31 protein-coding genes are annotated in these 26,430 nt (G+C 53.4%); 29 read left to right on the top strand and 2 right to left on the bottom strand.

Going from position 1 to position 26,430, the window contains the following annotated elements:
- Positions 1–335 precede the first annotated feature (335 nt).
- The 8 genes from metG to V4U88_RS02795 all read left to right on the top strand — a co-directional run bounded on the left by metG (position 336) and on the right by V4U88_RS02795 (position 9,312).
- Entirely contained in the window at positions 336–2,312 is a 1,977-nt protein-coding gene (metG, locus tag V4U88_RS02830; protein ID WP_334071705.1) for a methionine--tRNA ligase, read from the top strand.
- A gap of 168 nt (positions 2,313–2,480) precedes the next feature.
- Positions 2,481–3,518 carry a metal ABC transporter substrate-binding protein gene (locus tag V4U88_RS02825; RefSeq protein ID WP_334071704.1) on the top strand — a complete coding sequence of 346 codons (1,038 nt, stop codon included), beginning with the start codon at positions 2,481–2,483 and terminating at the stop codon, positions 3,516–3,518.
- Positions 3,519–3,555: 37 nt separating this feature from the next.
- On the top strand, positions 3,556–4,314 hold the full coding sequence (locus V4U88_RS02820; protein ID WP_334071703.1) for a metal ABC transporter ATP-binding protein: 759 nt from the start codon (positions 3,556–3,558) through the stop codon (positions 4,312–4,314).
- 36 nt (positions 4,315–4,350) lie between these two features.
- Positions 4,351–5,154, top strand: coding sequence for a metal ABC transporter permease (locus V4U88_RS02815; protein ID WP_334071702.1), 804 nt, complete (start codon positions 4,351–4,353; stop codon positions 5,152–5,154).
- A gap of 18 nt (positions 5,155–5,172) precedes the next feature.
- Positions 5,173–5,886 (top strand): cytochrome c biogenesis CcdA family protein, encoded by a 714-nt coding sequence (locus V4U88_RS02810; RefSeq protein WP_334071701.1) that lies wholly within the window; start codon positions 5,173–5,175, stop codon positions 5,884–5,886.
- Positions 5,887–6,027: 141 nt separating this feature from the next.
- Entirely contained in the window at positions 6,028–6,453 is a 426-nt protein-coding gene (mntR, locus tag V4U88_RS02805; RefSeq protein WP_334071700.1) for a transcriptional regulator MntR, read from the top strand.
- Positions 6,454–6,643: 190 nt separating this feature from the next.
- Positions 6,644–8,275: a family 10 glycosylhydrolase gene (locus V4U88_RS02800; RefSeq protein WP_334071699.1), complete on the top strand. Its 1,632-nt coding sequence runs from the start codon at positions 6,644–6,646 to the stop codon at positions 8,273–8,275.
- A 65-nt stretch (positions 8,276–8,340) separates the two neighbouring features.
- Positions 8,341–9,312: a patatin-like phospholipase family protein gene (locus V4U88_RS02795; protein WP_334071698.1), complete on the top strand. Its 972-nt coding sequence runs from the start codon at positions 8,341–8,343 to the stop codon at positions 9,310–9,312.
- Here V4U88_RS02795 and V4U88_RS02790 read toward each other — a convergent pair.
- The gene (locus tag V4U88_RS02790) at positions 9,309–9,629 is read right to left on the bottom strand and encodes a hypothetical protein (RefSeq protein WP_334071697.1); all 321 of its coding nucleotides are present in this window, start codon (positions 9,627–9,629) and stop codon (positions 9,309–9,311) included. The genes V4U88_RS02795 and V4U88_RS02790 overlap by 4 nt on opposite strands.
- Before the next feature lie 7 nt (positions 9,630–9,636).
- Positions 9,637–10,638: a DUF1385 domain-containing protein gene (locus tag V4U88_RS02785; RefSeq protein WP_334071696.1), complete on the bottom strand. Its 1,002-nt coding sequence runs from the start codon at positions 10,636–10,638 to the stop codon at positions 9,637–9,639.
- 155 nt (positions 10,639–10,793) lie between these two features.
- Here V4U88_RS02785 and V4U88_RS02780 point away from each other — a divergent pair, with 155 nt between their 5' ends.
- The 21 genes from V4U88_RS02780 to folD all read left to right on the top strand — a co-directional run bounded on the left by V4U88_RS02780 (position 10,794) and on the right by folD (position 26,422).
- Complete coding sequence (locus tag V4U88_RS02780) at positions 10,794–11,288, top strand: YqhR family membrane protein (protein ID WP_334071695.1); 495 nt, start codon at positions 10,794–10,796, stop codon at positions 11,286–11,288.
- A gap of 126 nt (positions 11,289–11,414) precedes the next feature.
- A complete protein-coding gene (gene aroQ, locus V4U88_RS02775) occupies positions 11,415–11,858 on the top strand; it encodes a type II 3-dehydroquinate dehydratase (RefSeq protein ID WP_334071694.1) in 444 nt (147 codons plus the stop codon).
- A gap of 55 nt (positions 11,859–11,913) precedes the next feature.
- The gene (locus V4U88_RS02770; RefSeq protein WP_334071693.1) at positions 11,914–12,987 is read left to right on the top strand and encodes a M24 family metallopeptidase; all 1,074 of its coding nucleotides are present in this window, start codon (positions 11,914–11,916) and stop codon (positions 12,985–12,987) included.
- Positions 12,988–13,065: 78 nt separating this feature from the next.
- Positions 13,066–13,623, top strand: a complete 558-nt coding sequence (gene efp / locus V4U88_RS02765; RefSeq protein ID WP_334071692.1) for an elongation factor P — start codon at positions 13,066–13,068, stop codon at positions 13,621–13,623.
- A gap of 247 nt (positions 13,624–13,870) precedes the next feature.
- Positions 13,871–15,124 carry an aspartate kinase gene (locus tag V4U88_RS02760; RefSeq protein ID WP_334071691.1) on the top strand — a complete coding sequence of 418 codons (1,254 nt, stop codon included), beginning with the start codon at positions 13,871–13,873 and terminating at the stop codon, positions 15,122–15,124.
- A gap of 166 nt (positions 15,125–15,290) precedes the next feature.
- A complete protein-coding gene (locus V4U88_RS02755) occupies positions 15,291–15,557 on the top strand; it encodes a YqhV family protein (RefSeq protein WP_148451795.1) in 267 nt (88 codons plus the stop codon).
- Between the two features lie 107 nt (positions 15,558–15,664).
- Complete coding sequence (gene spoIIIAA, locus V4U88_RS02750) at positions 15,665–16,663, top strand: stage III sporulation protein AA (protein WP_334071690.1); 999 nt, start codon at positions 15,665–15,667, stop codon at positions 16,661–16,663.
- A complete protein-coding gene (spoIIIAB, locus tag V4U88_RS02745; protein WP_334071689.1) occupies positions 16,656–17,174 on the top strand; it encodes a stage III sporulation protein SpoIIIAB in 519 nt (172 codons plus the stop codon). Before spoIIIAA ends, spoIIIAB begins: the two co-directional genes overlap by 8 nt.
- Before the next feature lie 60 nt (positions 17,175–17,234).
- On the top strand, positions 17,235–17,438 hold the full coding sequence (spoIIIAC, locus tag V4U88_RS02740) for a stage III sporulation protein AC (protein WP_009225775.1): 204 nt from the start codon (positions 17,235–17,237) through the stop codon (positions 17,436–17,438).
- A gap of 12 nt (positions 17,439–17,450) precedes the next feature.
- Positions 17,451–17,840: a stage III sporulation protein AD gene (gene spoIIIAD, locus V4U88_RS02735; RefSeq protein ID WP_334071688.1), complete on the top strand. Its 390-nt coding sequence runs from the start codon at positions 17,451–17,453 to the stop codon at positions 17,838–17,840.
- Positions 17,841–17,857: 17 nt separating this feature from the next.
- Positions 17,858–19,057, top strand: a complete 1,200-nt coding sequence (gene spoIIIAE, locus V4U88_RS02730) for a stage III sporulation protein AE (RefSeq protein ID WP_334071687.1) — start codon at positions 17,858–17,860, stop codon at positions 19,055–19,057.
- 27 nt (positions 19,058–19,084) lie between these two features.
- Positions 19,085–19,831, top strand: coding sequence for a stage III sporulation protein AF (gene spoIIIAF / locus V4U88_RS02725; RefSeq protein WP_334071686.1), 747 nt, complete (start codon positions 19,085–19,087; stop codon positions 19,829–19,831).
- A gap of 13 nt (positions 19,832–19,844) precedes the next feature.
- Complete coding sequence (spoIIIAG, locus tag V4U88_RS02720) at positions 19,845–20,492, top strand: stage III sporulation protein AG (protein ID WP_334071685.1); 648 nt, start codon at positions 19,845–19,847, stop codon at positions 20,490–20,492.
- A gap of 32 nt (positions 20,493–20,524) precedes the next feature.
- The gene (locus tag V4U88_RS02715) at positions 20,525–21,385 is read left to right on the top strand and encodes a SpoIIIAH-like family protein (RefSeq protein ID WP_334071684.1); all 861 of its coding nucleotides are present in this window, start codon (positions 20,525–20,527) and stop codon (positions 21,383–21,385) included.
- Between the two features lie 200 nt (positions 21,386–21,585).
- A complete protein-coding gene (gene accB, locus V4U88_RS02710) occupies positions 21,586–22,068 on the top strand; it encodes an acetyl-CoA carboxylase biotin carboxyl carrier protein (RefSeq protein ID WP_334071683.1) in 483 nt (160 codons plus the stop codon).
- A gap of 58 nt (positions 22,069–22,126) precedes the next feature.
- Complete coding sequence (gene accC, locus V4U88_RS02705; RefSeq protein WP_334071682.1) at positions 22,127–23,470, top strand: acetyl-CoA carboxylase biotin carboxylase subunit; 1,344 nt, start codon at positions 22,127–22,129, stop codon at positions 23,468–23,470.
- 107 nt (positions 23,471–23,577) lie between these two features.
- On the top strand, positions 23,578–23,985 hold the full coding sequence (locus V4U88_RS02700; protein WP_334071681.1) for an Asp23/Gls24 family envelope stress response protein: 408 nt from the start codon (positions 23,578–23,580) through the stop codon (positions 23,983–23,985).
- 81 nt (positions 23,986–24,066) lie between these two features.
- The gene (amaP, locus tag V4U88_RS02695) at positions 24,067–24,606 is read left to right on the top strand and encodes an alkaline shock response membrane anchor protein AmaP (RefSeq protein ID WP_334071680.1); all 540 of its coding nucleotides are present in this window, start codon (positions 24,067–24,069) and stop codon (positions 24,604–24,606) included.
- An 8-nt stretch (positions 24,607–24,614) separates the two neighbouring features.
- Positions 24,615–24,851, top strand: coding sequence for a DUF2273 domain-containing protein (locus V4U88_RS02690; RefSeq protein ID WP_416367227.1), 237 nt, complete (start codon positions 24,615–24,617; stop codon positions 24,849–24,851).
- Between the two features lie 196 nt (positions 24,852–25,047).
- Positions 25,048–25,497, top strand: coding sequence for a transcription antitermination factor NusB (gene nusB, locus V4U88_RS02685; RefSeq protein WP_334071679.1), 450 nt, complete (start codon positions 25,048–25,050; stop codon positions 25,495–25,497).
- A 67-nt stretch (positions 25,498–25,564) separates the two neighbouring features.
- Positions 25,565–26,422, top strand: coding sequence for a bifunctional methylenetetrahydrofolate dehydrogenase/methenyltetrahydrofolate cyclohydrolase FolD (folD, locus tag V4U88_RS02680; RefSeq protein WP_334071678.1), 858 nt, complete (start codon positions 25,565–25,567; stop codon positions 26,420–26,422).
- Positions 26,423–26,430 lie beyond the last annotated feature (8 nt).

The raw sequence follows: 26,430 nt of genomic DNA, 5'->3' as shown, positions 1-26,430 counted from the left end.
TTTTTTCATAAGATAGTTTTATAATTAAATTTCCAATTTTCGATGAACGGATAAGTACTAGGATTTAGGCCAGCTACAGAGAGCCGGGGGAGCTGCAAACCGGTCTGGTCTAACCTTGGAAGATGGTCCGGGAGAAACCGCATTCGAGTCGCCGGCGAAATGGCCGGGATAAGGTTGTGGCGCGGCATCCGGCGTTAATGGAGGGTCCGGCAGGACCGACTGAGTCCGTACGCTGTGAAGCGGCGGGGAAATTGGGTGGTAGCGCGTGAGTTTCTCTCGTCCCATGTTGGGGCGGGAGTTTTTTTGTTTTTTACAACTAAAAGGAGCTGAAAAAAATGTCCGAAAAAAAGACGTTTTACATCACAACCCCGATCTATTATCCCAGCGACAAGCTGCATATCGGGCACGCTTACACGACGGTTGCGGGCGACGCGATTGCCCGTTACAAGCGGCTGCGCGGTTTTGATGTCCGCTATTTGACGGGAACCGACGAACACGGTCAGAAGATTGAGCGCAAGGCAAGCGAGACGGGGAAAACCCCGCAGCAGTTTGTCGACGATATCGTGATCGGAATTAAAGAGCTGTGGAAGAAGCTCGACATTTCGAACGACGATTTCATCCGTACGACCGAACCGCGTCATAAAGCGGTTGTCGAGAAAATTTTTGACCGTCTGGTGGAGAAAGGCGATATTTACAAAGGGGAATATGAGGGCTGGTACTGTACCCCGTGCGAATCCTTCTTTACGGAGCGCCAGCTCGTCGAAGGCAATTGTCCCGATTGCGGGCGTCCGGTGGAATTGGTCAAGGAAGAAAGCTATTTCTTCCGGATGAGCAACTACGTCGACCGGCTGCTGAAGTATTACGAGGAGAATCCGGGCTTCATTCAGCCGGAATCCCGCAAAAACGAAATGATCAACAACTTCATCAAGCCGGGGCTGGAGGATCTTGCGGTATCGCGGACCACTTTTGACTGGGGCGTGAAAGTCAAAGGGGATCCGAAGCACGTCGTCTATGTGTGGATTGACGCTCTGTCCAACTACATTACGGCTTTGGGCTACGGGACCGACAACGAGGAGTTGTTTAACCGCTACTGGCCGGCCGACGTGCACTTGGTCGGGAAAGAAATCGTGCGCTTCCACACGATTTACTGGCCGATTATGTTGATGGCGCTGGATTTGCCTTTGCCGAAAAAGGTGTTCGGCCACGGCTGGCTGCTGATGAAGGGCGGCAAAATGTCCAAATCCAAAGGGAATGTCATGGACCCAGCGGTGCTGATCGACCGTTACGGCCTCGATGCCACCCGCTATTATTTGCTGCGCGAGGTGCCTTTTGGCGCCGATGGCTCGTTTACGCCGGAAAGCTTCGTCCAGCGCGTCAACTCCGATCTGGCCAACGATCTTGGCAACCTGCTGAACCGGACGGTGGCGATGGTCGGCAAGTATTTTGACGGTGAAGTGCCGGCTTACCGGCCGAACGTTACGCCGTATGACGCCGATCTTTCCAAGCTTGCGCTGGAAACGGTCGAGAAGGTGGAAGAGGTCATGGAAAATCTGGAGTTTTCCGTGGCGTTGTCCGCCATCGGCGCGTTTATCGGGCGGACCAACAAATATATCGATGAAACCCAGCCTTGGGTGCTCGCCAAAGACGAGGCGAAAAAGGATGAGCTGGCTTCGGTGATGGTCCATCTCGTCGAGTCGCTGCGGATTGCGGCGATCTTGCTCCAGCCGTTCCTGACCCAGGCGCCGGCCAAAATCTGGGCCCAGCTCGGCTTGACGCCGGGCGAACTGACCGTCTGGGACAGTGCCAAAACCTTCGGCCTCGTACCGGCCGGAACGAAGGTCGGCAAGGGCGAGCCGATCTTCCCGCGGCTCGACGCCGAGCAGGAAATCGAGTACATCGCGAACTCGATGTCCGGCGGGTCTGCGCCAGCGGCTGATGCCCCGGCTGAGACGGCCGGTGCGGGCGCTCCGGCGAAGCCGGAGATGAAGGACGAAATCGGCATCGACGATTTCGCCAAGGTCGAGCTGCGCGTCGCCGAGGTGCTGGCTTGCGAGCCCGTGCCGAAAGCCGACAAGCTGCTCAAGCTGCAATTGGACCTCGGCTTCGAGCAGCGGCAGGTCGTTTCCGGTATCGCTAAATTCTACAAGCCTGAAGACCTGGTCGGCCGTAAAGTCATTTGCGTCACGAATCTCAAGCCGGTGAAACTGCGCGGCGAATTGTCCCAAGGGATGATTCTGGCGGCCTCGCAAGGGGACCAGCTTACGTTGGCCACGGTGCCCGATTCGATGCCGAACGGCGCTGTAGTCAAATAAAAACGTCCGTTGTTAACCTTACCGTCAAGGGCTTTGCCCTTGGCGGTTTTTTTGTCCCATGCGCTGAAATAATAAGCCAAAAACCAACATGGAGTTGACACTTGTTTTACAATACCTCTATAATCATCTTTGTAATTATTACGATTAAAGCGAGAGGGAGAGAAAAATATGCGTTTATACATAAATAAATGCTGGAAGCCGGCGATGATCCTGCTGGCCGGAGTCTTGCTGCTTGCAGGCTGCGGGAAAAACGCCGGAGGCGAGATTGTAGAGGGTAAGCTGAACGTTGTCACGAGTTTTTATCCGGTTTACGAGTTTTCCGTGGCGATCGGCGGCGAGGACGCCAATGTGATCAATCTGCTGCCGACCGGTGTGGAACCGCATGATTGGACGCCGCGCAGCCAGGACATGCTGAATACCTCCAAGGCCGATTTGTTCCTTTATAATGGTGCGGGACTGGAGGGGTGGGTGCCGAACTTCCTCAAAGGTCTGAATCAAGACGCGAAGGTGAAGCCCGTGGAGCTAAGCCAGGGCATCGAGCTGATTTATGCGGAAGGAGACGACGGCCATAACCACGGACACGCGGAGGAAGGCGGGGCCGGGACGGAGGAAGAAACTCATACCGGCGAGGCTCATGCCGATGAAGCTCATGCGGAAGAATCCCAGGTGGATGAGCAGGGTCATCATATCGATCCGCACACTTGGGTCAGTCCGAAATCCGCGAAAATCATGGCCGAAAACATCAAAAACAGCTTCGTGGAGGCGGATCCCGAACATAAGGAAGGGTATGAAGCGCGGTTTGCGGAGCTCCGCCAAAAGCTGGATGACCTTGACGGCAAATTTACGGAGGAACTCGCCAAAACCTCGAAGAAAGAAATCGTGGTTTCTCATCAGGCATTCGGCTATTTGTGCCGGGATTACGGCCTCACCCAGCATGCGATTATGGGCTTGTCCCCGGAAGCCGAGCCGCGGGCCCAGGATTTGGTGGAGCTGTCCCAAATGGTCAAAAAGGAAGGCATCCGTTACATTTTCTTCGAGGAGTTGGTTTCCGACAAGCTGGCCAAAACTTTGGCGAGTGAAGCCGGCGTCGAGACGCTGGTGTTGAACCCGGTAGAGGGGCTCACTAAAGAGCAGCAGAAGAACGGAGACAATTTCTTTTCCTTGATGGAAAAGAATTTGCAAAATCTGATTCTCGCTCTACAATAAAGAGAGGCATAACAGACGAACCGGAAGGAAGAGAGCAATGAACTCGGAAAACGCCGCTCCGGCGGCATACTGCCATGAGAATATCATCGAGCTGGACCATGTTTCCTTCGCCTACGGCGATCAAAAAGTCATCACCGACCTCAGTCTTGTTGTGAAAGAGCGCGATTTCGTCGGCGTGATCGGTTCCAACGGAGCCGGCAAAACGACGCTACTCCGGATGATGGTCGGTTTGCTGAAGCCGTCGCAGGGAGAGATCCGGCTGTTCGGGCAGAGCATCCGGCGGTTCCGGGATTGGGACCGCATCGGCTATGTGCCGCAGAAGAACGCCTTTAATCCGCTGTTTCCGGCGACGGTGCGGGAAGTGGTCATGTCGGGCCTCTACAGCAACAAGAAGCTGTTTAAACGGGTCGGCAAGGAGGATCTGCAAAAATGCAGCGAGGCGCTGGAGGTCATGCGAATCTCGGACATTGCCGGGAAGCGGATCGGTCAGCTGTCGGGCGGACAGCAGCAGCGGGTGTTCCTTGCCCGGGCGCTAATCAATCAGCCCGATCTGCTCGTGTTGGATGAGCCTACGGTCGGGATCGACGCGCAAACCCAGACCGATTTTTTTGAACTGATTTTCCACATGCATCGTCACCACCACATGACATTCCTGATGGTGTCCCATGACATGGAAATGATTGAAAGTTACTTGGGCAAAGAACCGCGCGACCGCTGCGGCGGCATTAAATTTTATGTGCGCCACTCGCATGAACAGGACTGCACCATTCCCGGCATGCAGCATTCGTTGGTCTAGACGGCGATGCTCGAGAAGCGATAGGAGATGTGACATTTGGAGATTTTAACTGCGGATTTTTTTCAAAGAGCGCTGACAGGCGGGCTGCTGATCGGGCTGACGGCTCCCCTGATCGGCATTTTTCTTGTTTTGCGGCGGCTTTCGATGATCGGGGATACGCTGGCCCACGTCACGATCGCCGGGGTGGCTCTGGGCTTTCTGATCAACGTCTATCCGATCGGGGTGGGGCTCGTTTTTGCCGTCGTGGCCTCTTTCGCGATCGAGAAGCTGCGAAAAGCCTATAAAGGTTATGCCGAGCTGTCCATCGCCGTCATTATGGCGGGGGGGGTCGCTCTGGCTTCCCTGTTCTTCACGCTGGGAATGGGTTACAATACAGATGTTATGAGCTATTTGTTCGGCAGCATATATACGCTGGACACCACGGACCTCTATGTCGTCGGGGCGGTAACCGTCGTTGTCGTCACGGTGATCTCGATTTTCTTCAAGGAGATGTTTTTGCTGACGTTCGAAGAGGATGCGGCATCGGTCAGCGGCCTGCCCGTCAAACTGCTGAATATGCTGATTACGGTGATGACGGCGCTGGTCATCAGCACGTCGATTAAAATCGTCGGCGCTTTACTCGTTTCGGCGCTGCTCACGATTCCGGCGGCCTGCAGCCTGCTGATCGCCAGAAGCTTTAAGTCCTCGGTGATCTTCTCCGTGGCCATCGCCGAAATCGCCGTGGTCGCCGGTCTGGTAACCGCCGGGATTTGGAACCTGGCTCCCGGCGCTACCATCGTTTTGCTGCTGATCGCCATGCTGATCTTAACTTTGATCGGGAAAAAGGGATTTTCCTCATAGACATGGAGGGAGGATGTTATGGCCGACATGAATATTTGGGTGGCTTTCGGTGCGGGGATCGCGTCTTTTATTTCGCCTTGCTGCCTCCCGTTATACCCGTCCTATTTGTCCTATATTACCGGTCTGTCGGTGCAGACGCTAAAGACCGAACAGAACAAGCGGGAAGTCCGCTTCAGAACCATGACGCATACGCTGGCCTTCATTTTGGGATTTTCCGCGGTATTTTATACCTTGGGCTTCGGCGCGGGTTTGTTCGGCGAGGTTTTCAACAATAACCGTGATTTGATTCGCCAACTGTCCGCGATATTAATCATATTGATGGGACTTTTCCTGCTGGGTATCTTCCAGCCCCAGTTTTTAATGCGCGAGCGGAAGATGAATTTGAAATTCAAGCCGACGGGTTACATCGGGTCCTTTATTTTCGGTATCGGCTTTTCGGCGGGATGGTCCCCTTGCGTCGGCCCGATCCTCGCTGCGATTATCGCACTGGCGGTGAGCGAGCCGGGGACCTGGCTCGGGTTGATTACGGCTTATTCGGCCGGGTTTGCGCTGCCATTCTTTGCCCTTGCTTTTTTTGTCGGCTCGACGAAATGGATCGTCCGCTATTCGGCTGTTCTCATGAAGGTCGGCGGTGGAATCATGCTGCTTATGGGGATATTGTTGTTTACGAATCGGATGGCGCAAATTACGATCTGGCTGCAGCAGATGACGCCGGAATGGCTGAAATTCTGAGTGAACTGCCTTTCCATGAGCAACAAATGCTCTATCTGCAGACTTGCCAACAGACAAGTTTAACATGTATCATTAAACAAGTAGCGGGATGTGCATTGTATGTCAGGTCCGCGTGAACTCATGGAAAAGAGGTAATACCAGATGCCAACGCCCAGTATGGAAGATTATTTGGAGCGTATCTACAAATTGATCGACGAGAAAGGATACGCCCGAGTTTCCGATATTGCGGAAGGGTTGGAGGTCCATCCTTCATCCGTCACCAAGATGATCCAGAAGCTGGATAAAGATGAGTATTTAATTTATGAAAAGTATCGGGGCTTGGTTTTGACGAACAAGGGGAAGAAAGTAGGGAAACGGCTCGTTGACCGTCACGAGTTGCTTGAAGAATTCCTCGAAATGATCGGCGTCGATCATGAGAATATATATAAAGATGTAGAAGGAATCGAGCATCATTTGAGCTGGGATTCCATTACGTGCATTGCCGGCCTGGTCGAGTATTTCAAGCGGGAGAGCTCCCGGGCCGAGGATTTGCGCAGGGTTCAGCAGGAACTGCTAGGGGAATCGTGAATCTGACAAGTGACAAAACATGATATTTTTGCAAAGCGCGAATGCAGGGAGAACCCCTCGCCGTTCGCGCTTTTTGCTTTTTCGCCGGCCCGGTTCTTTAAATTTTGCGGTTTGTCCGCAACTCCAGGGGCCTTCTGCGCGTTTACATTAGGTAGAGTTGTTTAAGGGATTTTAATATTGGAGGTTGCAAATGAAATTTTTTCGGGTTTGGTTACTTGCTCTTTTGGTTTTCGTCCTTGTCTGGCCTGTGTCCGGAACGGGGCAGGTTCAGGCGGCTTCGGACCGCGACATTCAAATCATGATGGACGGAGAAATTCTCCCGAGTGATTCGGCGCCCTATGTGAAGCCGATAGTGAATGTGACGATGGTCCCGCTTCGGGTCATCAGTGAAGAAATGGGGGCCGGGGTTGACTGGTCATCGGCAACCCGTTCCGCCACGATCGAAAAGGACGGTAACACGCTTGTGTTGAAGATGGGAAACAACACGGCGGAAGTGAACGGGACAAACGTGCCGCTGGAGGTTTCCGTGGAGAGCCGGAACAGCCGGACGATGGTACCCCTTCGCTTTGTCGGCGAGCAGTTGGGGCTTACGGTGGATTGGGATCCGACTTCAAGAATTATTACGCTTACGTCACCGGTCGGGGGGGCTGAAAAGCCGCCCGAGGCTTCACCGCCAACCGAGCCGCAGCAGCCGGACATCCCGGCGCAAAACGATGAACTGCGCGGAGCCTGGATTTCGACTGTCTCGAATCTGGATTGGCCCAGCAAAGCCTCTCACGGCAAGGCCGATGCCCAAAAAGCGGAGTATACCAAACTCCTTGATGAGCTGCAGGAGACAGGGATCAATGCGGTGTTCGTACAAGTTCGGCCTTCGGCGGATGCGCTTTACCGTTCCGAGCTTGTCCCCTGGTCCGGCTTTTTAACCGGAACGGTGGGGAAAGACCCGGGTTATGATCCGCTGCAATTTCTCATCGAGGAAACGCATCGGCGGGGCATGCAGTTCCATGCCTGGTTCAATCCGTTTCGCGCCAGCACGGGAAGCGATGTAAGCAAGCTGCCGGCAAACCATGTGGCGAAGCAGCATCCGGAGTGGATCGTTAAGTTTGACGGCAAGCTGTACATCAATCCGGGGATTCCGGAGGCCCGGGCGCATATCGTCGATGCCATCATGGAAGTCGTGAACCAATACGATATCGACGGCGTTCATCTTGACGACTATTTCTATCCTTCGGGTGAGACGGCAAAGGTCAAGTTTAATGACGATAATACATTCAAAAGCTATAACGCCAACAATATCGGCGATAAAGGAGATTGGCGCCGGGACAATATCAACGATCTTGTTCGAGAGCTCGATACTCGTATTCACGCGGTTAAACCGAGCGTGTCCTTCGGCATCAGCCCCTTCGGAGTATGGCGGAATAAGGCCACAGATCCTACGGGATCGGATACCCGCGCCGGCATTACCGCCTATGACAGCACCTATGCCGACGTCCGCACCTGGATTCGTGAAGGATGGATCGACTACGTAGTGCCGCAAATTTATTGGAGTATGACCCGCAAAGAAGCGCGCTATGACATTATTGCGAAATGGTGGGCCGGGGAGGTAAGGGGTACGGGCGTGAAGCTTTATGTTGGACACGCGCCTTACAAAATCGGTACACCGGAGATCGGCTGGAATACCGCTCAGGAAATCATCGACCAGCTGGATTACAACCGGACCGTCCCGGAAATTAGCGGCAGCATCTTTTTCAGTGCCAAGGATTTGCTAAAAAATCCGCTCGGACTTATTTCGTTGCTTCAAACCTATTACGGCAATAAGTAAGCATACAAACAACCCTCATCCTCATACATAAGCATAAGACTTATGTAGCGGATGGGGGTTTTCTTATGCTTATGAACGGCGTTTTTGAGGGTGGAGGAGTTAAGGGCATTTCTCTGGCCGGCGCGGTGAAGGCGGCGGAAGAGCACGGCTGGCGATTTCACCGGGTTGCCGGGACGTCCTCGGGTTCCATCGTCGCTTCGATGCTGGCGGCCGGCTATGATGGGGAGGAGATGCGGGAAATTATTCTGGAAACCTCATTTACCCGTTTTTTGCGCAGAGCACCGATCTTTAACACTTCGTTAATCGGTCCGGCTCTGCGCGTGCTTATAAAGAAAGGGTTATACTCCGGCGAGGCGTTGGAAGAGTGGATCCGAAAAATCCTGCTGGATAAAGGCATAAGAACCTTCGGGGATCTACAGGAACATAAATTGAAAATTATCGCCTCGGATATCACCGGCGGCAAAATCCTGGTGCTTCCTGATGATTTGGCGAAGATCGGACTCCGCCCCGAGGCGTTTGAGGTGGCCAAGGCCGTGAGGATGAGCTGCAGCATACCGTACTTTTTTGACCCTGTCCTGCTCCGCTTGCCCCCGAAGCTGGCTAAAGGCAAACGGTTTCCCGATCAGTTCCTCCACATCGTGGACGGCGGGCTGCTCAGCAATTTTCCGTTATGGTTGTTCGATCAGACTCCGGCCGCGCTGAAGGAGGACAAGATTATTCCGACGGTAGGGTTTCAGATGGTCGGCAAAAACAGTAACCAACCCCATGTGATCCGCGGCCCGTTCTCCATGCTGCAGGCTTTGGTGGAGACGATGCTGTCCGCCCACGATGAACGTTACATCGAACAAGAGAACCGCTACCGGACGGTTAAAATTCCTACGCTCGGGATTTCGACCACGCAATTTGACATCGGAAAAGAAGAGAGCCTGCTGCTTTATGAATCCGGGCTCAGGGCCGGGAACCGCTTCTTCGGGGACTGGAACGACCAGTATTATGAAGAGCAGTTCATAAAGTATCAGCAGGCTCGCGTGAATTAGTGATATTTCGGCAAATCGTCGTCATTTTTTCCTTTTTGGCCTTCAATCACCTGAAAAGGATAAGACTTGCGTTTTCCTCCCGTCTGGCGGCGCTCTCCGGCGACTTTGGCCATGGTCCGGGCCGAAGGCTTCACCTTGGGCGTCGACTTTCGGAATTGGCGCGGCGGGAATTTATAGAGCAGAAATATGATACCAACGACAGTGAGCGGAATCAGCAGACCGCCAAGGTCCAATCTTCCTCTTCCAAACAGTCCATCCAAAATGCTGAAGGCGGCTAAGGCGATAACGATCCAGAATAGAATGGCCTGTTTTTTCATGCGTTCATCATCCTTTCACGGGGTCCAAGGAAGAACGGCCGATATCAGTTTCCATCACCGAGGATTGCTCCAGCCGGGCATCCAGCTCGCGCATCCGGTTAAAGGAGGCGATGGAGACTTCGACCTGATCGTCGGTCGGTTCTTTGGTGGTTAACAATTGAAGCCATAGCCCGGGATAACCAAGGAACCGGAGTACCGGAATGTCCCGGACCGCATTCGTAAAGCGGAGCATTTCGAACGAAATGCCGATGACTAGCGGCAGAAGCAGGATGCGGATATATACGCGCTCCCATACGGAATCCCAACTGAAGATCGGGAGGGAGTAAATAATGACGCCGACAATCACCGTCAAAATGATAAAACTGCTGCCGCAGCGGTAATGAAGGCGGCTGTACTTCTGCACGTTCTTCGGCGTAAGCTCTTCGCCGGCTTCATAAGCGCTGATCACTTTGTGTTCCGCCCCATGATATTGAAAAAGGCGCTTGATGACCGGCGTTTGCGAGATAATCCATAGGTACCCCAGAAGGAAGACGATTTTGATGACTCCTTCAATCAGGGTATGCAAAGTCTGATTCTCAAATGCATGCTGAAAAATGAACTGCTCGACCATCGCAGGAACGGCCGTGAAAATCAGCTTCCCTACGATAAATGAAAGCACGCCTACCACCGCCACCCCCAGAATCATGGACAGTGAGAAGGAGGATTCTTCCTTTTCTTTTTGCGCGGCGCGTTCCTCCGGCGAAAGCTCGTCGTCGGCCATCGCCTCGGCCGAATAATTTAAATGCTTGGATCCTTTGGCGCTGGAGTCGATAATGCTGACCAGGCCGCGGACAAGCGGGATTTTACGCAGTTTTTTCACCCAGGCTTTATCCTGTTTGGGCACTTCCAAAAAGGTGATCTCTCCGTTTTTACGGCGAACTGCAGTGACATTGACATGTTTTCCGCCGAACATGACGCCTTCCATAACGGCTTGGCCACCATAGATCGTGGGTGTGGATTGCTCAGGCAACTATTTCACCTTCCTAGAATCGTTTTAATAGAAAAAGATGCTTCTTAAACACATTGTATCGAACTTCTTATGTAAATTCTAGTTTGTTTAGTCTTTTTTGAATTGCGCATACTAATGGCAACAATAAAGAATTATGGAAAAAGGGGGAATGCGAAATGATCCAGCATAGGTTCAAGCGGGAAAAAAAGACGAACATCTGGCTGTTTTCCCTGCAGCTCGGCTTTTTTGCGGGACTGATATGGGGCGCGTTCAGAGGGTTGCTTTATTACATGAAATTTACGGGGATCGTCCCCGGGTTTTTACTGGAACCGTTCTTTAAACATGCGTATTTGCTGACACAGCCGGGGTATTATGCGGGTTGGCTGTCCTTTATTCTATTTTCTATTGTCGCTTCCATGATTTACACGGCAGCGTTCCGAAAAATAAAAGGACCGTGGCCCGGTCTGGCCTACGGCGTGTTCTGGTGGCTGGTCCTGTTCTTTGTTTTGGGACCGTTCACCAAAATGACCCGCCCTGCCACCGAGCATTCGTTTGACACCTTGTTCAGCGAGTTTTGCGTATTTTTGCTGTGGGGAATGTTTATCGGTTACACCGCAGCGCAGGAATATACAAATGAAAGGACCCGGGAGCCGAACAAGGTGCTGCACTAGGACAAAGTGCTTCTCAATACCCACTTTCCTATGGTAAAATAACTTTTGGTTATTTTTACAGGGGAGGTTCTGGAATTCGGATAACAGCCGTTCTGATGAACCTTGATCCAGGAAGGGTGAGCCAACATGTATCGCATCCTTGTGCTAAACGGCCCGAATTTGAATATGCTGGGGATTCGCGAGCCCGGAATCTACGGCTCCGAAAGCCTGAAGGATATCGAAGCAAGGTTAAACGAACTGGCAAGAAATGAAGACATCGAGCTTTCTTTTTTTCAATCCAATCACGAAGGCGACTTGATCGATAAAATTCATGAAGCGTACGGTACCTGCGACGGCATTCTAATCAATCCGGGGGCTCTCACTCATTACAGCTACGCGCTCCGAGACGCGCTGTCCGCGGTAAACCTCCCTGCGGTGGAAGTGCATTTATCCAACATTCATACCCGAGAAGCTTTTCGCCATCATTCGGTGATCGCTCCGGTGGCGGTGGGGCAGATCGCCGGCTTCGGTGCTTACGGGTATGAGTTGGGGCTGGCGGCGCTTAAACGCCACCTGCAAAAGCTTCTTTAAGGCGATTTCGTAAAGTGTGTCGCGGAAGCAAGTTAACAAGTAAGGAGAGTTAAATATGGGGAATACACGTGTAGAGGGCTTGCGAAAAGTGATGGAGCGGGAGCAGCTCGAGGCGTTATGGGTAACGAACGCTTTTAATCGTCGCTATTTGACGGGGTTTACGGGAAGTTCGGGATATGTTCTCGTTACCCGGCAGAAGGCGTTTTTGCTGACGGATTTCCGTTATATGACACAGGCTGCCGAACAGTCGCCCGGATTTGAAATTGTGCAGCATGGCCCCTCCGTTGTGGACAATCTGAAGGAGCTTCTTTCCGCGGAAGGGATTAAAGAGCTGGGCTTTGAGGAAACGAACATGGTATTCTCCACTTACCGTGCGCTGGAAGGGGATCTGCAGCCGTGCAAGCTCGTACCGGTGGGCGGTCTGGTGGAAGAGCTGCGGCTTTACAAGGATGACGATGAGCTGGAATTGATGAAACAGGCCGCCGATCTGGCCGATCGTACCTATCTGCATATGCTGGAAGTGCTTAAGCCGGGAGTGACGGAATGGGACATGGCTCTGGAGTTGGAGACGTTCATGCGCAAGCAAGGAGCGGCGGGAACATCATTTGACACCATCGTCGCGTCCGGAGAGCGTTCCGCGCTGCCGCATGGTGTAGCCAGCAGCCGTGTGATCCAAAGGAACGAATTCGTCACGATGGATTTTGGCGCCTACATGAACGGTTATTGCTCGGACATTACCCGTACGGTTTTCATCGGAGAGCCTACGGCCAAACACCGGGAGATTTACGATATCGTTCTGGAAGCCCAAATGCATACGCTTGAGTTCCTCCGTCCGGGCATGACCGGCCGCGAAGCGGACGCGCTCGCCCGGGATATCATCACGCGTTATGGCTATGGAGATCAATTCGGCCACAGTACGGGCCATGGCCTCGGTATGGAGGTTCATGAGGAACCGCGCGTCTCCAAACTAAGTGACACGATTCTCAGACCGGGTATGGTGGTTACCGTGGAACCGGGGATTTACATCCCGGGATTCGGCGGGGTGCGGATTGAGGACGATGTTGTCATTACGGAGAATGGGGCCAAGCGTTTGACGGAATCGACCAAAGAATTTATGATGTTAGGGTAATTCGTCGAATGGCGGGTTTTGAATGGGGTAATTTTTAAATAACAATAAATAGTTTAACCCACTTGAGGAGGTTCTTTTGTGATTTCAGTAAACGATTTTAAGACAGGCTTAACCGTCGAAGTGGACGGCGATATTTTTACCGTGCTGGACTTTCAGCACGTTAAACCGGGGAAAGGCGCGGCTTTCGTCCGCTCCAAATTGAAAAACCTCCGCAACGGAAACACGGTGGAGAAGACGTTCCGTGCCGGTGAAACGATCGGCCGGGCGATTATCGAGAACCGCGACGTTCAGTATCTGTATGCGAGCGGTCAAGATCATGTGTTCATGGACAATGAAACTTATGACCAATTCAGCTTGTCCGAAGACCAGTTGAAATGGGAACTTAATTTCCTGAAAGAAAATATGAACGTAAAAATCGTCAGCTATCAAGGCGAAATTCTCGGCATCAACCTGCCGAACAGCGTGGAGCTTCGCGTCGTGGAAACCGAGCCGGGGATCAAAGGCAACACGGCAACGGGCGCTACGAAGAACGCCAAGGTAGAAACCGGCCTCAACGTACAGGTTCCATTGTTTATCAATGAAGACGATATTTTGCTGATCGATACCCGCGAAGGAAAATACATTTCCCGGGCTTAAGGTTACAATGAGTCAGGGTTTTGCGACATCCTCCATCCATTATCGGATGGGGGAATTTTTATAACTAAAGAATTTTACATGATGGGCGTCAACGAGATGTTTTTCTTGCTAATGGCGCCAAAAGCATTGACTTCCTTCCGGTCTTTCGTATTATACTGGTTTAAAGCGTTAGTGATAGAAAAATGGCAATAGTACTTCCACAGGCAAACTTGTTGGATAGGATTGCGAACATTAGGGAGGGTCCGACTTGGCTTTATATGTAATGAAATTCGGAGGCAGCTCCGTGGGGGATACGGAGCGCATGCAGCGCGTAGCCCGGCGCGTGGTGGAGAAACAGGATGAAGGGCACCGGGTTATGGTTGTCGTTTCCGCCATGGGCGATACGACCGACGATCTGATCGATCAGGCGAAGCTGCTGGGCAGCGAACTGCCAGCTCGCGAGATGGATATGCTGATGACGACCGGGGAGCAAATTTCCATCGCCCTGCTATCGATTGCGATACAACAGCTTGGAAGAAAAGCGATTTCCTTCACCGGTTGGCAAGCCGGGTTCCGGACGGAAGCCGTACACGGCAAGGCCCGGATCACGGGGATCCATCCCGATCGCGTGATACAGGCTTTGGAGGAAGGATATATCGTCGTCGTAGCCGGCTTCCAAGGCATGACGGAGGACGGCGAAATTACCACGTTCGGACGCGGGGGCTCGGATACGACGGCCGTAGCGCTGGCCGCCGCCACTTCCGCCGATGTCTGCGAAATCTATACGGACGTGGATGGCGTGTATTCGACCGATCCGCGGATCGTCAAGAACGCCCGCAAGCTGGAGGAAATTTCTTATGACGAAATGCTGGAGCTGGCGAATTTGGGAGCGGCCGTCTTGCATCCGCGAGCGGTGGAATATGCGAAGCATAATCAGGTTCGCCTCGTCGTCCGGTCCAGCTTTAACCATAATGAAGGCACAGTTGTCAAGGAGGATGTCAAGATGGAGCAAGGTGTAGTAGTCAGCGGAATCGCTTATGACAAAAATGTGGCACGGATCAGTATATTGGGCGTATCCCATGTACCGGGCGTCCTGGCGAAAGTGTTCGGTTCGCTGGCGGAAGCCAAAATCGACGTAGATATCATCGTTCAGAGCGGCGTTCAGGACGGGAAAGCGGACTTCAGCTTTACCGTCGCTCTTTCCGACCGGGAGAAAGCCCTTGGCGTCCTGGAAGGGATTCGGAACGAGCTTCCCTACGAGGAGGTTACTTCGGAAGTCGATCTCGTAAAAGTATCGATCGTCGGAGCGGGCATGGTCAGCCATCCGGGCGTCGCCGCTAAAATGTTTGACGTCATCTCCAAAGAAGGTGTGAACATCAATATGGTCAGCACTTCGGAAATTAAGGTTTCCTGCGTCATCGAAGCAGGCAAACTGAACGAAGTCGTCAAGGCGCTCCACACTGCTTATGGGCTTGATACGGACAGCCAAGTGTTTGTGGGCGGGCCGAAAGACCGACGTTAAGCTATCAAGGAACATCAAGAATTGAATGAAACCGCGTCGCCCTATTAAAGGCGACCTTTTTCAATAGGATTTGAACCGTCCAAAGTTTTGGGCGGTTCTTTTTTTTCTAAAACGGCAAGCTCCGGCATATCGATAAATGAGCACATTGGACAAGAAGGAGGACCTTATGCTTGATAAATTCGTTACGGGAATGGCGACGTTGCGGATCATCTCCGGTACGATCGAAATTTTGGCGGCGCTGTTGATGCTGAAGCTGGGAAGGGTCGATAAAGCGCTCGCTGTCAATTCGGCGCTTGCTTTTGTGGGGCCGATGATCCTGATCGTGACTACTTCCATCGGACTGGCCGGCATGGCGGACAAACTTTCCTGGGGAAAGATGCTTTGGATCGGTTGCGGGGTTACGTGTCTCTTAATCGGCATTTTGAAGAAATGATAGATTTCCCGTCATAAAGACGGAGTACAGGCATAAATATGAGATATACCGCAAGGGAAAAAGACATGCATCATCCATATTAGCGAGAAAGATTTGGGGGTACGCCTATGGATCATAGCCATAGCTGGCTAAACGTATTTCCCGACCACCTCCGCTCCCTGTTGGCCAAGCTTCCGCCCGCTCTATTCGCGGAACTCGAGGAGGTGCGGATCCGGGAGGGGCGCCCGCTTGAGGTGAACGCCGGCGGACGTTTTTACTTTTTGACTCCTGAGGGAGGCTTGACCCGTCAGCCGGCGGAGGCCTACATCCCCGGTAAGCCGGAGGGGAATCGGCTGCTTGATCTTATCACCAACCACTCGCTTTATACGATGGAAGAGGAGCTCCGCAAAGGCTTTATTACGATCGCCGGCGGACATCGGATCGGACTGGCCGGCAGGACCGTGTTGAGCGGAGGAAGGGTGGAGCATCTGCGCGATATCAGCGGGTTTAACGTGCGGATCGCCAGAGAGATTCGCGGGATCGCCGATAACTTGCTTCCGCATCTGCTGGATTTTAAGCAGCACAGCATCCTGCACACGTTGATAGTGTCTCCGCCGCAGCAGGGAAAAACGACGTTGATCCGCGATTTGGCCCGGCAAATCAGCGCGGGGACCTGGAGGCATCCGGAAGCGAAATGGCCCGGGTTGAAAGTCGCCGTCATTGACGAAAGATCCGAGATCGCAGGCAGCAAGCGCGGGGTGCCCAGCTTTGACATCGGGCCGCGCACGGATGTGATGGACGGGTGCCCGAAGGCGGAGGGGATCATGATGATGATCCGTTCCATGTCGCCGGATGTTCTGATCGTCGATGAGATCGGAAGGCCGGAGGATGCGGAGGCGCTGGCCGAAGCGCTTCACGCCGGAGTCCGCGTGATCGCCACGGCACATGGTTCCGGCGTGGAAGACATGGCTTCCCGGCCCGCGTTGTCCAAGCTTTCGGAGACCGCCTTCTTTCAAGTGTACGCGGTACTGAACCGGACGGAGAAAGGCACCTCCTTCCGGCTATGGGACGGGAAGCGGAGAAGGGTACAGGAAGCCGGCTGGAAGGGCAGGGACGAGCATGCTTAAGATGCTTGGAGCCGTTCTGATCATCACGGCGGCGACGCTGGCCGGTTGGATTCAGGCCAAGCAGTACGCCAGCCGGCCGAACCAGATCCGCAAGCTGATCCTGGCGCTGAGGCGGCTGCAAACGGAAGTCACGTACGGCTTTACACCGCTGCCGGAGGCCCTGCGGCGCATCGGCGAACAGGGCGGGGAGCCGATCCGGTCGATCTTTCGGGGCGCGGCGGAGTCGATGAACCCGGACGGCAACCGGACGGCCCAGGAAAGTCTGCAGGATGCGGTGGAAACGGGCTGGAAGCATACCGCCATGAAGGCCGCCGAGAAGGATGTACTGCTCCAGCTTAGCTTTACGCTAGGGGCAAGCGACCGGAGCGATCAGCTCGGCCATCTCGAGACCGCCGTCCGCCAACTGGAAAGCGAGGAAGCCGCGGCGCGGGAGGAGCAGGCCCGATATGAAAAAATGTTCAAGAGCCTGGGATTGCTATGCGGAGCGTTCATCGTCATTTTATTCTACTAATTCCAGCCCCCCTCCCTACTCCTGTTTCGCCTGTGAATATGATAGCGAGGTGCCAAGTCAATGAACATAGAAGTGAACGCCATATTTCAAATCGCGGGCATCGGGATCATCATCGCCATGATCCACACGGTGTTGAAGCAGATGGGCAAGGAAGACATGGCCCACTGGGTGACGCTGATCGGCTTCGTCGTTGTGCTGTTTATGGTGATCCGGCTGCTGGACAGTCTGTTTCAGGAAATCAAATCGATTTTTCTCTTCCAGTAGGTGATCCTTAACGTGGAAATCATTCAAGTTGTAGGCCTCGGGCTCGTGGCGACGGTGCTGATCCTCGTCATTAAGGAACAAAAACCGCTGTTCGCTTTTTTAATCGCCGCAAGCACCGGTATATATATTTTTTTATTCCTGATCGGCAAGATCGGCGGAATCATCGAAGTCCTGGAAGACCTGGCCGAATCGTCCGGCGTACAGATGATCTATTTAAAAACGATTTTGAAAATTATCGGCATCGCCTATATCGCCGAATTCGGGGCGCAGATCGTCAGGGATGCGGGCCAGGACAGCATCGCTACCAAAATCGAACTGGCGGGAAAAGTGATGATCATGGTTCTGGCCATTCCGATCATCACCATCATTATCGAGACCGTCATTAAATTGCTGCCGGCATGAGCAAAGGTGGGACAAGAATGAGAGCAAGGCAAAGCGATTGGCGGCTCAAAACCCTGTTTCTGATTCTTATCGGCCTGATGCTTCTCAAGATTCCCCTCCCCGCCCTGGCTGCGGAAGAAGGTCCCGCCGGGGACTGGATACAGCGGCAGGCGGAAGAGCTGCCGACGGATAAGGTGGAAACCTACTGGCAGAGTTTGATGAAGGAGTACGGCGGATTTTTCCCGGACGGGCACATGCCTTCTTTCATGGATATGCTGTTCTCCAAAGACCAGGAATTTTCGTTCAAATCGGCCATGACGGGATTGCTCAAGTACATGTGGCACGAGGTGCTCTATAACGGTCATATTCTCGTTACGATCGTACTTTTGGCCGTTTTTAGCATGATCCTGGAAACGCTGCAGACCGCCTTCGAGCGGAATCAGGTGAGCAAGGTCGCCTATTCCATCTGTTACATGGTGATTCTCGTACTCGCCATCAACAGTTTTCATGTGGCCGTCACCTATGCGACGGACGCCATCACCGGGATGATCGACTTTATGATGGCGATGGTGCCGCTGTTGTTTACACTGCTGGCATCGATGGGGAATGTCGTCACCGTTTCGGTCACCCATCCGCTGGTCGTGTTCATGGTTCACGCGGTTGGTACGATCGTCCACACGGTTGTCTACCCGCTTCTGTTTTTCTCGGCGGTGTTGCACATCGTCAGCTCCTTGTCGGAGAAATACAAGCTGACTCAACTGGCGAATCTGCTCCGGACCGTGGGCATGGCGATCCTGGGCGTACTGCTTACCGTGTTCCTGGGCGTCATCTCCGTAAAAGGCATCACCGGATCGGTTGCCGACGGCGTGACATTGCGGACGGCCAAGTATCTTACGGGCAATTTCGTGCCGGTAGTGGGCAAAGTATTTGCCGATGCTACCGATACGGTAATTTCGGCATCGCTGCTCGTTAAAAATTCCATCGGTCTGGTCGGGGTGATCATCCTGCTCCTTCTCTGCGCATTTCCGGCGATCAAGATTTTGACACTGGCGCTTATTTTCAATTTATCCGCGGCGGTCATGCAGCCTCTTGGGGAGTCGCCGATAGCAACCTGCCTGGAAACGATAGGGAAATCGATGCTTTACGTGTTTGCGGCGCTGGCCGCCGTGGGCCTGATGTTCTTCCTGGCGATCACGATTATGCTGACGGCCGGGAATGTCACCGTCATGATGAGATAACGGGCACCTGGTCAAGGGGGAAGGAACATGACATTTATAGGAGAGTGGCTGAAGGAGATTATCCTTGTCGTTCTGATCGCCGTATTTATCGATTTGCTTCTGCCGAATCGGGCGATGGAACGCTACGTGAAATTTGTGGTCAGCCTGCTCATCTTGTTGACTTTGCTCTCCCCGCTCATGCGCTTATTCTCCACCGATGCCGCCGAAAAAATTCAAACCGCCTTTACGGATAGTTGGGGCGGACTGGAGAAGGCGGGCTCGGAGGCGGCAACCGATTCCATTTTGGCGCAAGGGGAATTGCTCAGGAAACGGCGGGAAGCGGAGGCGCTGCAGTGGGCCGGAGAGGAAGCGGCCCTGCAGATGAAGCGGCAGATCGAGAAGGAAACCGGAAGGCCGGTGGAACGGGTGGTCGTGAACATCCGCGAAGGGAAATCCCCCGCAGAAGGAGACACCGCGGGCGCGGCCGGGGGGCCGACGATCCAATCCGTTCAAGTGGTGATGGGAACGGGGGAGACGTCCGCCGCCGAGGAACAGGCAAAGAGCAAACGGATTGCCGTGGAGCCGGTAGCGAAAGTCCGGATTGATGAAGTGGAGGTATCGGCGGAAGTCTCAGCGGAAGCCTCCGCGGACAGTTCCGCTGCATCCGAGGGGATGGCCGATACCGGGGAGGTTCGCTCCTCCGTAACCAAGCGGATAGAGGAACTGCTGCTTCGGGAATGGGGGATTTCGCGCGAATCGATTACGGTTCGGGAAAGCGAGCATGTACCAAGTTAAGGAGGTGAATCGTGTGCCGGGATGGCTGAAAAAACTCGAGCAATGGATCGGAAAAGGGGGCGGAGAGAAAAAGAGAATCCAGACCTTCCGGTTGCTGTTGATCGTCGGTTTGGTGGGGGTGGCGATCATGCTGTTCAATTCCTTTGTTAACGTCAAGCGGGTGGAGCCCGGCGGAGAGGGGAGAGAGCCTCCGGTTATGCAGGGGGTGGTAACCTCGCCGGACGCCGTGAGCCCTGAGGCGAATGACAGCCCGTTTGCCCGCATCGAGCAATCGCTGGAGAACAAAACGAAGGAAATTTTGGAAAAAGTAGTGGGCGTGGGCACGGTGGACGTCCTGGTAACGATCGATTCGACGGAGGAGACCCTCGTGCAGCGCAACATGAAGGATACGCAGGAAATAACGGAAGAGACCGATGCCGACGGGGGAAAACGGAGTATCACCCAGTATTCGCGTGACGGACAAATTGTGACGTATGAAGTTTCGGGGAAAGAACAGCCGATCATTACAAAAAAAATCAAGCCGAAGGTACGCGGCGTGCTGATTGTAGCCAGAGGGGCCGAAAACAAAACCGTCAAGGGTCTGATTGTGGATGCGGTGGAGAAAGGACTGAACGTTCCGGCTTACCGGATCTCGGTCGTGCCGCGGAAGCAATCGCAATAAAAAACAAATTTAGATTTAGGAGGAATTTAGGAATGAAATCCAAAAGACAAACGGTATGGCTTGTATCGATGCTCAGCTTGATGGTCGTATTATCCGCTTATTATTTGTTCACCGAGGACAGTTCAACCAAGAATCAGTCCGCTACAGGCGAACAGGTTTCGTCCATCCATAACGAAAAGACACCGGGAACCGCGACGGGTGATGAAATGTTGCAAAATGAGGATGTAGTGCTTTCGGAAATCTCGGCGGAGGACGGAAAAACCGAGGTGACATCCGAAGAAGAAGCGGGGAAGATTACGCCTGAGAACAGCGGCGACGCCGAGGCGAACGGAACCGCGGACAAAAAGGAGGCGGCCGATGAGGCCAAGACGGATGCCGGCGCGGCGGATACGGAAGGTGCAGCCAAGGACGGCGCCTCCGGGACCCAGGAAGGGGCAGCCGCGGCGAAAGATAAAACCGGCACCGGTGAGGGTTCCGCCGATTCCGCTGCCGCGGGCAAAGACGCGGATGTGCTGAAGCAATTGGAAGGCCAAGGCCAATCGGCGGCGGATTCGCTGACGGCCTATCAGTTCCAGCGTTCGGAGCAGCACGCCAAAAAACAGGATGAGCTGGTTAAAACCATCAACGACGAAAGCAAGTCGCTGGACGAGGCAGCGATGGCGCAACAGGAGCTTAGCGCTCTGGAGGAGCAGGAAGAAAAAATTTATAACATCGAAGAAAAATTGCAGCAAACCTACGCGAATGCTGTCGTTACTGAAAGCGATGATAAATACAAGGTTCTGGTGGTCAGTGAAAAGCTCGCGGCCAAGGATGCGGTCAATATTATGGATCTCGTCATAAAAGAGCTCGGCGTATCGCAAGATAAAGTTAGCGTCCAATATGTGACCCAGTAATGAGCGTTTTGACGCCGGGTCGAATTTTGCCGAATGCGGGGATTTTCCCGCTGATATGGGAAGAGTCCGAGGAAACCTTGGGCTCTTTCCATTTTAGTCGATTGTGATATAATACATAAAGTTAAGACGAGGTCACAATTTTTTAATATTTGAGCTAATCCAGGCTTTGTTTGAAAAAGCTGAAGGAGTGAACGATGCATATGTTTAATTTGAATGAGATCAAAGAGTTGATTGAATTGGTGGACAAGACTTCCGTACAGGAACTGGAAATTGAAAACGAAGGCGCTCGCCTGAGTATCCGAAAACCGGGTAAAACCGAGTTCGTGCAAATGCAGCCGGCCGTTGTGACCGGTGCGGCCGCAGTTCCTGCAGCCAGCGTATCGGCCCCGGTTGCTGAAAGTGCCGCCGAAACGGTGCAGCGTCCGGCAGAAGCCGCGGCCAATTTACATACAATTGTCTCTCCGATGGTCGGTACGTTTTACCGTGCCGCCTCTCCCGAGGCTAATCCGTTTGTAAATATCGGCGACAAGGTCGGGGAGAAAACGACGGTTTGCATCATTGAAGCCATGAAGCTGATGAACGAGCTGGAGGCCGAGATTAAAGGCGAGATTATCGATATTCTCGCGGAGAACGGACAGCTTGTGGAGTACGGGCAGCCTCTCTTTTTGGTGAAGCCGGAGTGATCGATAGGCCGTGCCTTTTATTAGGTAGGGGTAAGCTTTTCCAAGGAGGATGGAAACTGTGAACTTTCATAAAATACTGATAGCGAACCGGGGAGAAATCGCGGTTCGAATTATTCGGGCTTGCCGTGAGATGGGGATTTCCACGGTTGCCGTATATTCCGAAGCGGACAAGGATTCCCTTCATGTCCGGCTGGCGGACGAGGCCTACTGCATCGGTCCGACTCTGGCGAAGGACAGCTATTTGAACTTCACCAACCTGATGAGCGTAGCGACGCTGACCGAATGCGACGCGATCCATCCGGGATACGGTTTCCTGGCCGAGAACGCCGACTTCGCCGAAATCTGCGGTTCCTGCAACATCGCCTTCATCGGCCCTTCGCCGGAAGCCATCACCAAGATGGGCGACAAGGCCGTGGCGAAGCAGACGATGAAAGAAGCGAACGTACCGGTAATTCCGGGCTCCGACGGCCTGATCGAGGATCTGGAGCAAGCCGTGATGGTGGCGCGTGACATCGGTTACCCGGTCATCATCAAAGCGACGGCCGGAGGCGGGGGCAAAGGCATTCGGATCGCCGAGGACGAGGAATCGTTGATCAAGCAGATTACGACCGCCCAGCAAGAAGCGCAAAAAGCGTTCGGCAACGCCGGCGTTTATCTGGAAAAGTACTTGACCGGCATGAAGCACGTCGAGATCCAGATTATCGCCGACAAGCACGGCAATGCCGTTTATCTCGGCGAGCGCGATTGCTCCGTGCAGCGCCGGCGCCAGAAGCTGGTGGAGGAAGCGCCATGCCCGGTGATCTCGCCGGAGAAGCGGCAAGAGATGGGCGAAGCTGCGGTTCGGGCCGCGCTTGCGGTGAATTATTCCGGGGCGGGGACTCTGGAGTTTTTGCTCGGACCGGACGGTCAATTCTACTTTATGGAGATGAACACGCGGATTCAGGTAGAACATCCGGTCACCGAAATGGTTACCGGCATCGACCTTATTCGGGAAATGATCTCCGTGGCGGAAGGCAATCCGCTGTCTTTTTCCCAGGAAGACGTCGTTATTAACGGCTGGTCGATCGAATGCCGCATCAATGCGGAAGACCCTTCCCGAAATTTCATGCCTTCTCCGGGGAAAATCGGGTTTTATCTCGCGCCGGGGGGTCCGGGAGTCCGCGTGGATAGCGCCGCTTATCCCGGCTACACGATAAGTCCGCACTATGACTCCATGATCGCCAAGCTGATCGTCTGGGGGGCTACCCGTGAAGAAGCCGTGGCCAAAATGAAACGGGCCTTGGCCGAATTTGTGATTGAGGGGATTCATACGACCATACCGTTCCATCAAAAGCTGCTGGAGCATCCGGTTTTTCTGAACGGGAACTTTGACATTAAATTTCTGGAAGAATATGAGATTTAATTCCGGGGAGCGGTTTGTCATAATGAACCCGAAATGATATAGTATGTATAATAAGTGCGCGGTCTTAGACAAGAGGGCGTCATACTTATTGAGAGGTGGATGATAGAATGAGTTCTTTGCCTACGGAATTCGAACGGACCGACATCGGGGAGATTCAAATCGCTCCCGAAGTCATTGAGGTTATCGCCGGTCTTGCGACCGTGGAAGTGAAGGGCGTTGCCGGAATGAGCGGCGGCTTCGCCGGCGGCATTGCCGAACTGCTCGGACGAAAGAATTTGTCCAAGGGCGTGAAGGTGGAGGTTGGCCAACGCGAAGCGGCGGTCGATGTCTCCGTGATCGTGGAATACGGCAACCGTTTGCCCGAAGTGGCGACGGAGATTCAGCGTAACGTCAAGAGATCGATTGAAACCATGACCGGGTTGAACGTGGTGGAAGTCAACGTACATATCCATGACGTTATCTTCAAAACGGCAGAACGTTCCGAAGAAACCGATTTAAGCCACAGGGTGAAATAAGCCTGGCCTAAACCCCCGACCAATGCGTCAGGGGTTTGCTATAGTTATAGACCATTCGTTTGTATAAGGAGGCTTATAGTCGTGGCCAAAATTTTGGACAGACTCTTGCTGTTTATTTACAGCCTGAGTATCGGAGCTTTATCCGTAATCGCCATCCTCCTGTTGACGGAAGCCATTCCTTTGGAGCTGGACAAGAGCATGGAAAGGCCGGCATGGATCGCCGGCATCGCGATCGCGGCGGTCCTGTTTTTACTCAGCCTTCGTTTTTTCTACATTTCCATCCGGCGCGACCGCAACTCCCTTTCGTCGATCGATCAGCGGACGGAGTACGGGGATATTCAGATCTCCACCGAAACGATCGAAAACCTGGCGTACAAGGCCGCTTCCCGAGTTCGTGGAATTCGCGAGGTTAAGACGCGGATCCGCATTACGGAATCGGGACTGGACATTATGGTGCGGGCGTTGGTCGATGGGGATACCCCGATACCGACTTTAACGGAAGAAGTGCAGAAGCAGGTTCATGACCACGTCGAGGAAATCACAGGTATACCGGTGTCTTACGTATCCGTTTATATTGCTAACCTTGTGCAGTCGCCTGTCATCAAAAGCCGGGTTGAATAGGGGGTAGCATGGTGTTTTGGAAGCAGTTATGGGAGAGTCACAAGGGACGTTTGGTCGGGCTTGCGGCCGCCGTTTTCTTATGCCCGATCTACCTGTTCTTCGGATTTTGGAATATGCTGTTCTGCGCGCTCTTGTTGTTCATCGGGTATACCTTCGGCAAGTACAAGGATTTGGACCAGGGGCCCTTCCTTCCGTGGGGGGAACTGAAGAATTGGCTGGCGTCAAGGTGGCGTCCATTTAAATGATTCCTGTGATATGCTTCCTCCGGAAAAAGAGCATCTTTTTATTTTGCCCGTTTGCGGAGGAAGCATGCTGCAGGTTTTTTTTTGGCCGTGAGGGTAGAGATAACATCATCGGAATTTATTAAGTTGCGCGTCATGAATCGCGCGTTTTTGGCTCATGATGAAAGTAGCGGAAAGATCAAGTTCAAGGAGGCAACCTATGAAACGCAGATTGGCGAGAGAAATTGCGGTACAGTGTTTATATCATATGGAAATGAATGAAGTGCAGGCCGAAGAAGCGGTGACGATGCTGCTCACCGAAGCGGCGGGCGAGAACGAAGGCGAGGTCAAAACAAAGGATCTGGAAGGCGCCAAGGCGTTTGTTCTGGAGCTTGTGGAGGGGACATGGGACCGCAAGGAGGCGATCGACGGTTTGCTGACCGATTATTTAAAAGGATGGCAAATCAGCCGGTTGTCGAAGGTGGATCGGCAGATTTTGCGCCTGGCCGCCTATGAAATGATTTTTCGGGAGGATGTTCCCGGCAAGGTGGCCGTAAATGAGGCGATCGAACTGGCGAAGCATTTCGGTACGCCCGATTCGGGCAAATTCGTGAACGGGGTGCTCGGCAAAATGATCCAGGATTTGGATCAATTGAAGACGAAGCTATAGCATCAAGTCCGGGCAGCCATCCGGATAGATGGGCAACAATAGAAAACTCAGATAAGGAGAGGATAACATGACAGCACCACTCATTAACGGCAAGCAAGTATCGGAGGAAATTCGGGGGAGCCTGCGCGGCGAAGTCGAGCGTTTGGCCAAGCAAGGCTTTAAGCCGGGGCTGGCGGTTGTCCTTGTCGGTGAGGATCCGGCTTCCCAGGTTTATGTCCGCAACAAAGAGAAGGCCTGCCAGGATCTGGGTTACTACTCGGAAGTGCATCGTCTCCCGGCTTCGACTTCCCAGGAAGACCTGCTTGCGCTGGTGGACAAGCTGAACCGCCAGGAGAATATTCATGGGATCCTAGTGCAACTGCCCCTGCCGGGACATATCGACGAGAAATCCGTAATCGATGCCATCGCCGTGGAAAAGGATGTGGACGGATTCCATCCCGTAAATGTCGGCAATCTCGTCATCGGCGACGACAGTTTGCTCCCTTGTACGCCGGCCGGGGTCATCGAACTCATCAAGCGGACCGGGATTGAGATGGCCGGCAAGCATGCGGTCGTCATCGGCCGCAGCAATATCGTCGGCAAGCCGGTGTCTTTGCTGCTCCAGCGCGAGCATGCGACGGTCACGATGTGCCACTCCAAAACCGCCAATATGAAGGAAATAACGAAACAAGCGGACATTCTGGTCGTCGCGATCGGCCGGGCGAACTTCGTCGATGCTTCCTATGTGAAGCCGGGGGCCGTCGTGATCGACGTCGGCATGAACCGCCTGGACAATGGCAAACTGGCCGGGGACGTGGACTTTGAATCCGTGAAGGAAGTGTCCGGTCCAATCACTCCCGTGCCTGGCGGCGTAGGGCCGATGACGATTACGATGCTGATGCAGAACACATTGCTCGCCGCAAAAAGATTAAACGGCCTCGCTTAAGGATTCGG

Origin of the sequence: Paenibacillus sp. A14 (genome assembly GCF_036864815.1) — a bacterium.
GTDB lineage: Bacteria > Bacillota > Bacilli > Paenibacillales > Paenibacillaceae > Fontibacillus > Fontibacillus sanfengchensis.
This window is presented reverse-complemented; position numbering and strand designations above follow the sequence as displayed.

What these genes read in the sequence shown, in the direction of transcription:
- V4U88_RS02820 (WP_334071703.1), top strand. Translation starts at nt 3,556, where the DNA reads ATGAACTCGGAAAACGCCGCTCCGGCGGCATACTGCCATGAGAATATC.
- V4U88_RS02770 (WP_334071693.1), top strand. Translation starts at nt 11,914, where the DNA reads ATGGGGAATACACGTGTAGAGGGCTTGCGAAAAGTGATGGAGCGGGAG.
- V4U88_RS02795 (WP_334071698.1), top strand. Translation starts at nt 8,341, where the DNA reads ATGCTTATGAACGGCGTTTTTGAGGGTGGAGGAGTTAAGGGCATTTCT.
- nusB (WP_334071679.1), top strand. Translation starts at nt 25,048, where the DNA reads ATGAAACGCAGATTGGCGAGAGAAATTGCGGTACAGTGTTTATATCAT.
- V4U88_RS02780 (WP_334071695.1), top strand. Translation starts at nt 10,794, where the DNA reads ATGATCCAGCATAGGTTCAAGCGGGAAAAAAAGACGAACATCTGGCTG.
- folD (WP_334071678.1), top strand. Translation starts at nt 25,565, where the DNA reads ATGACAGCACCACTCATTAACGGCAAGCAAGTATCGGAGGAAATTCGG.
- spoIIIAF (WP_334071686.1), top strand. Translation starts at nt 19,085, where the DNA reads ATGACATTTATAGGAGAGTGGCTGAAGGAGATTATCCTTGTCGTTCTG.
- accB (WP_334071683.1), top strand. Translation starts at nt 21,586, where the DNA reads ATGTTTAATTTGAATGAGATCAAAGAGTTGATTGAATTGGTGGACAAG.
- mntR (WP_334071700.1), top strand. Translation starts at nt 6,028, where the DNA reads ATGCCAACGCCCAGTATGGAAGATTATTTGGAGCGTATCTACAAATTG.
- aroQ (WP_334071694.1), top strand. Translation starts at nt 11,415, where the DNA reads ATGTATCGCATCCTTGTGCTAAACGGCCCGAATTTGAATATGCTGGGG.
- V4U88_RS02690 (WP_416367227.1), top strand. Translation starts at nt 24,615, where the DNA reads ATGGTGTTTTGGAAGCAGTTATGGGAGAGTCACAAGGGACGTTTGGTC.
- V4U88_RS02790 (WP_334071697.1), bottom strand. Translation starts at nt 9,629, where the DNA reads ATGAAAAAACAGGCCATTCTATTCTGGATCGTTATCGCCTTAGCCGCC.
- V4U88_RS02700 (WP_334071681.1), top strand. Translation starts at nt 23,578, where the DNA reads ATGAGTTCTTTGCCTACGGAATTCGAACGGACCGACATCGGGGAGATT.
- spoIIIAC (WP_009225775.1), top strand. Translation starts at nt 17,235, where the DNA reads ATGAACATAGAAGTGAACGCCATATTTCAAATCGCGGGCATCGGGATC.
- spoIIIAA (WP_334071690.1), top strand. Translation starts at nt 15,665, where the DNA reads ATGGATCATAGCCATAGCTGGCTAAACGTATTTCCCGACCACCTCCGC.
- V4U88_RS02825 (WP_334071704.1), top strand. Translation starts at nt 2,481, where the DNA reads ATGCGTTTATACATAAATAAATGCTGGAAGCCGGCGATGATCCTGCTG.
- spoIIIAB (WP_334071689.1), top strand. Translation starts at nt 16,656, where the DNA reads ATGCTTAAGATGCTTGGAGCCGTTCTGATCATCACGGCGGCGACGCTG.
- spoIIIAE (WP_334071687.1), top strand. Translation starts at nt 17,858, where the DNA reads ATGAGAGCAAGGCAAAGCGATTGGCGGCTCAAAACCCTGTTTCTGATT.
- V4U88_RS02755 (WP_148451795.1), top strand. Translation starts at nt 15,291, where the DNA reads ATGCTTGATAAATTCGTTACGGGAATGGCGACGTTGCGGATCATCTCC.
- V4U88_RS02715 (WP_334071684.1), top strand. Translation starts at nt 20,525, where the DNA reads ATGAAATCCAAAAGACAAACGGTATGGCTTGTATCGATGCTCAGCTTG.
- V4U88_RS02800 (WP_334071699.1), top strand. Translation starts at nt 6,644, where the DNA reads ATGAAATTTTTTCGGGTTTGGTTACTTGCTCTTTTGGTTTTCGTCCTT.
- metG (WP_334071705.1), top strand. Translation starts at nt 336, where the DNA reads ATGTCCGAAAAAAAGACGTTTTACATCACAACCCCGATCTATTATCCC.
- V4U88_RS02810 (WP_334071701.1), top strand. Translation starts at nt 5,173, where the DNA reads ATGGCCGACATGAATATTTGGGTGGCTTTCGGTGCGGGGATCGCGTCT.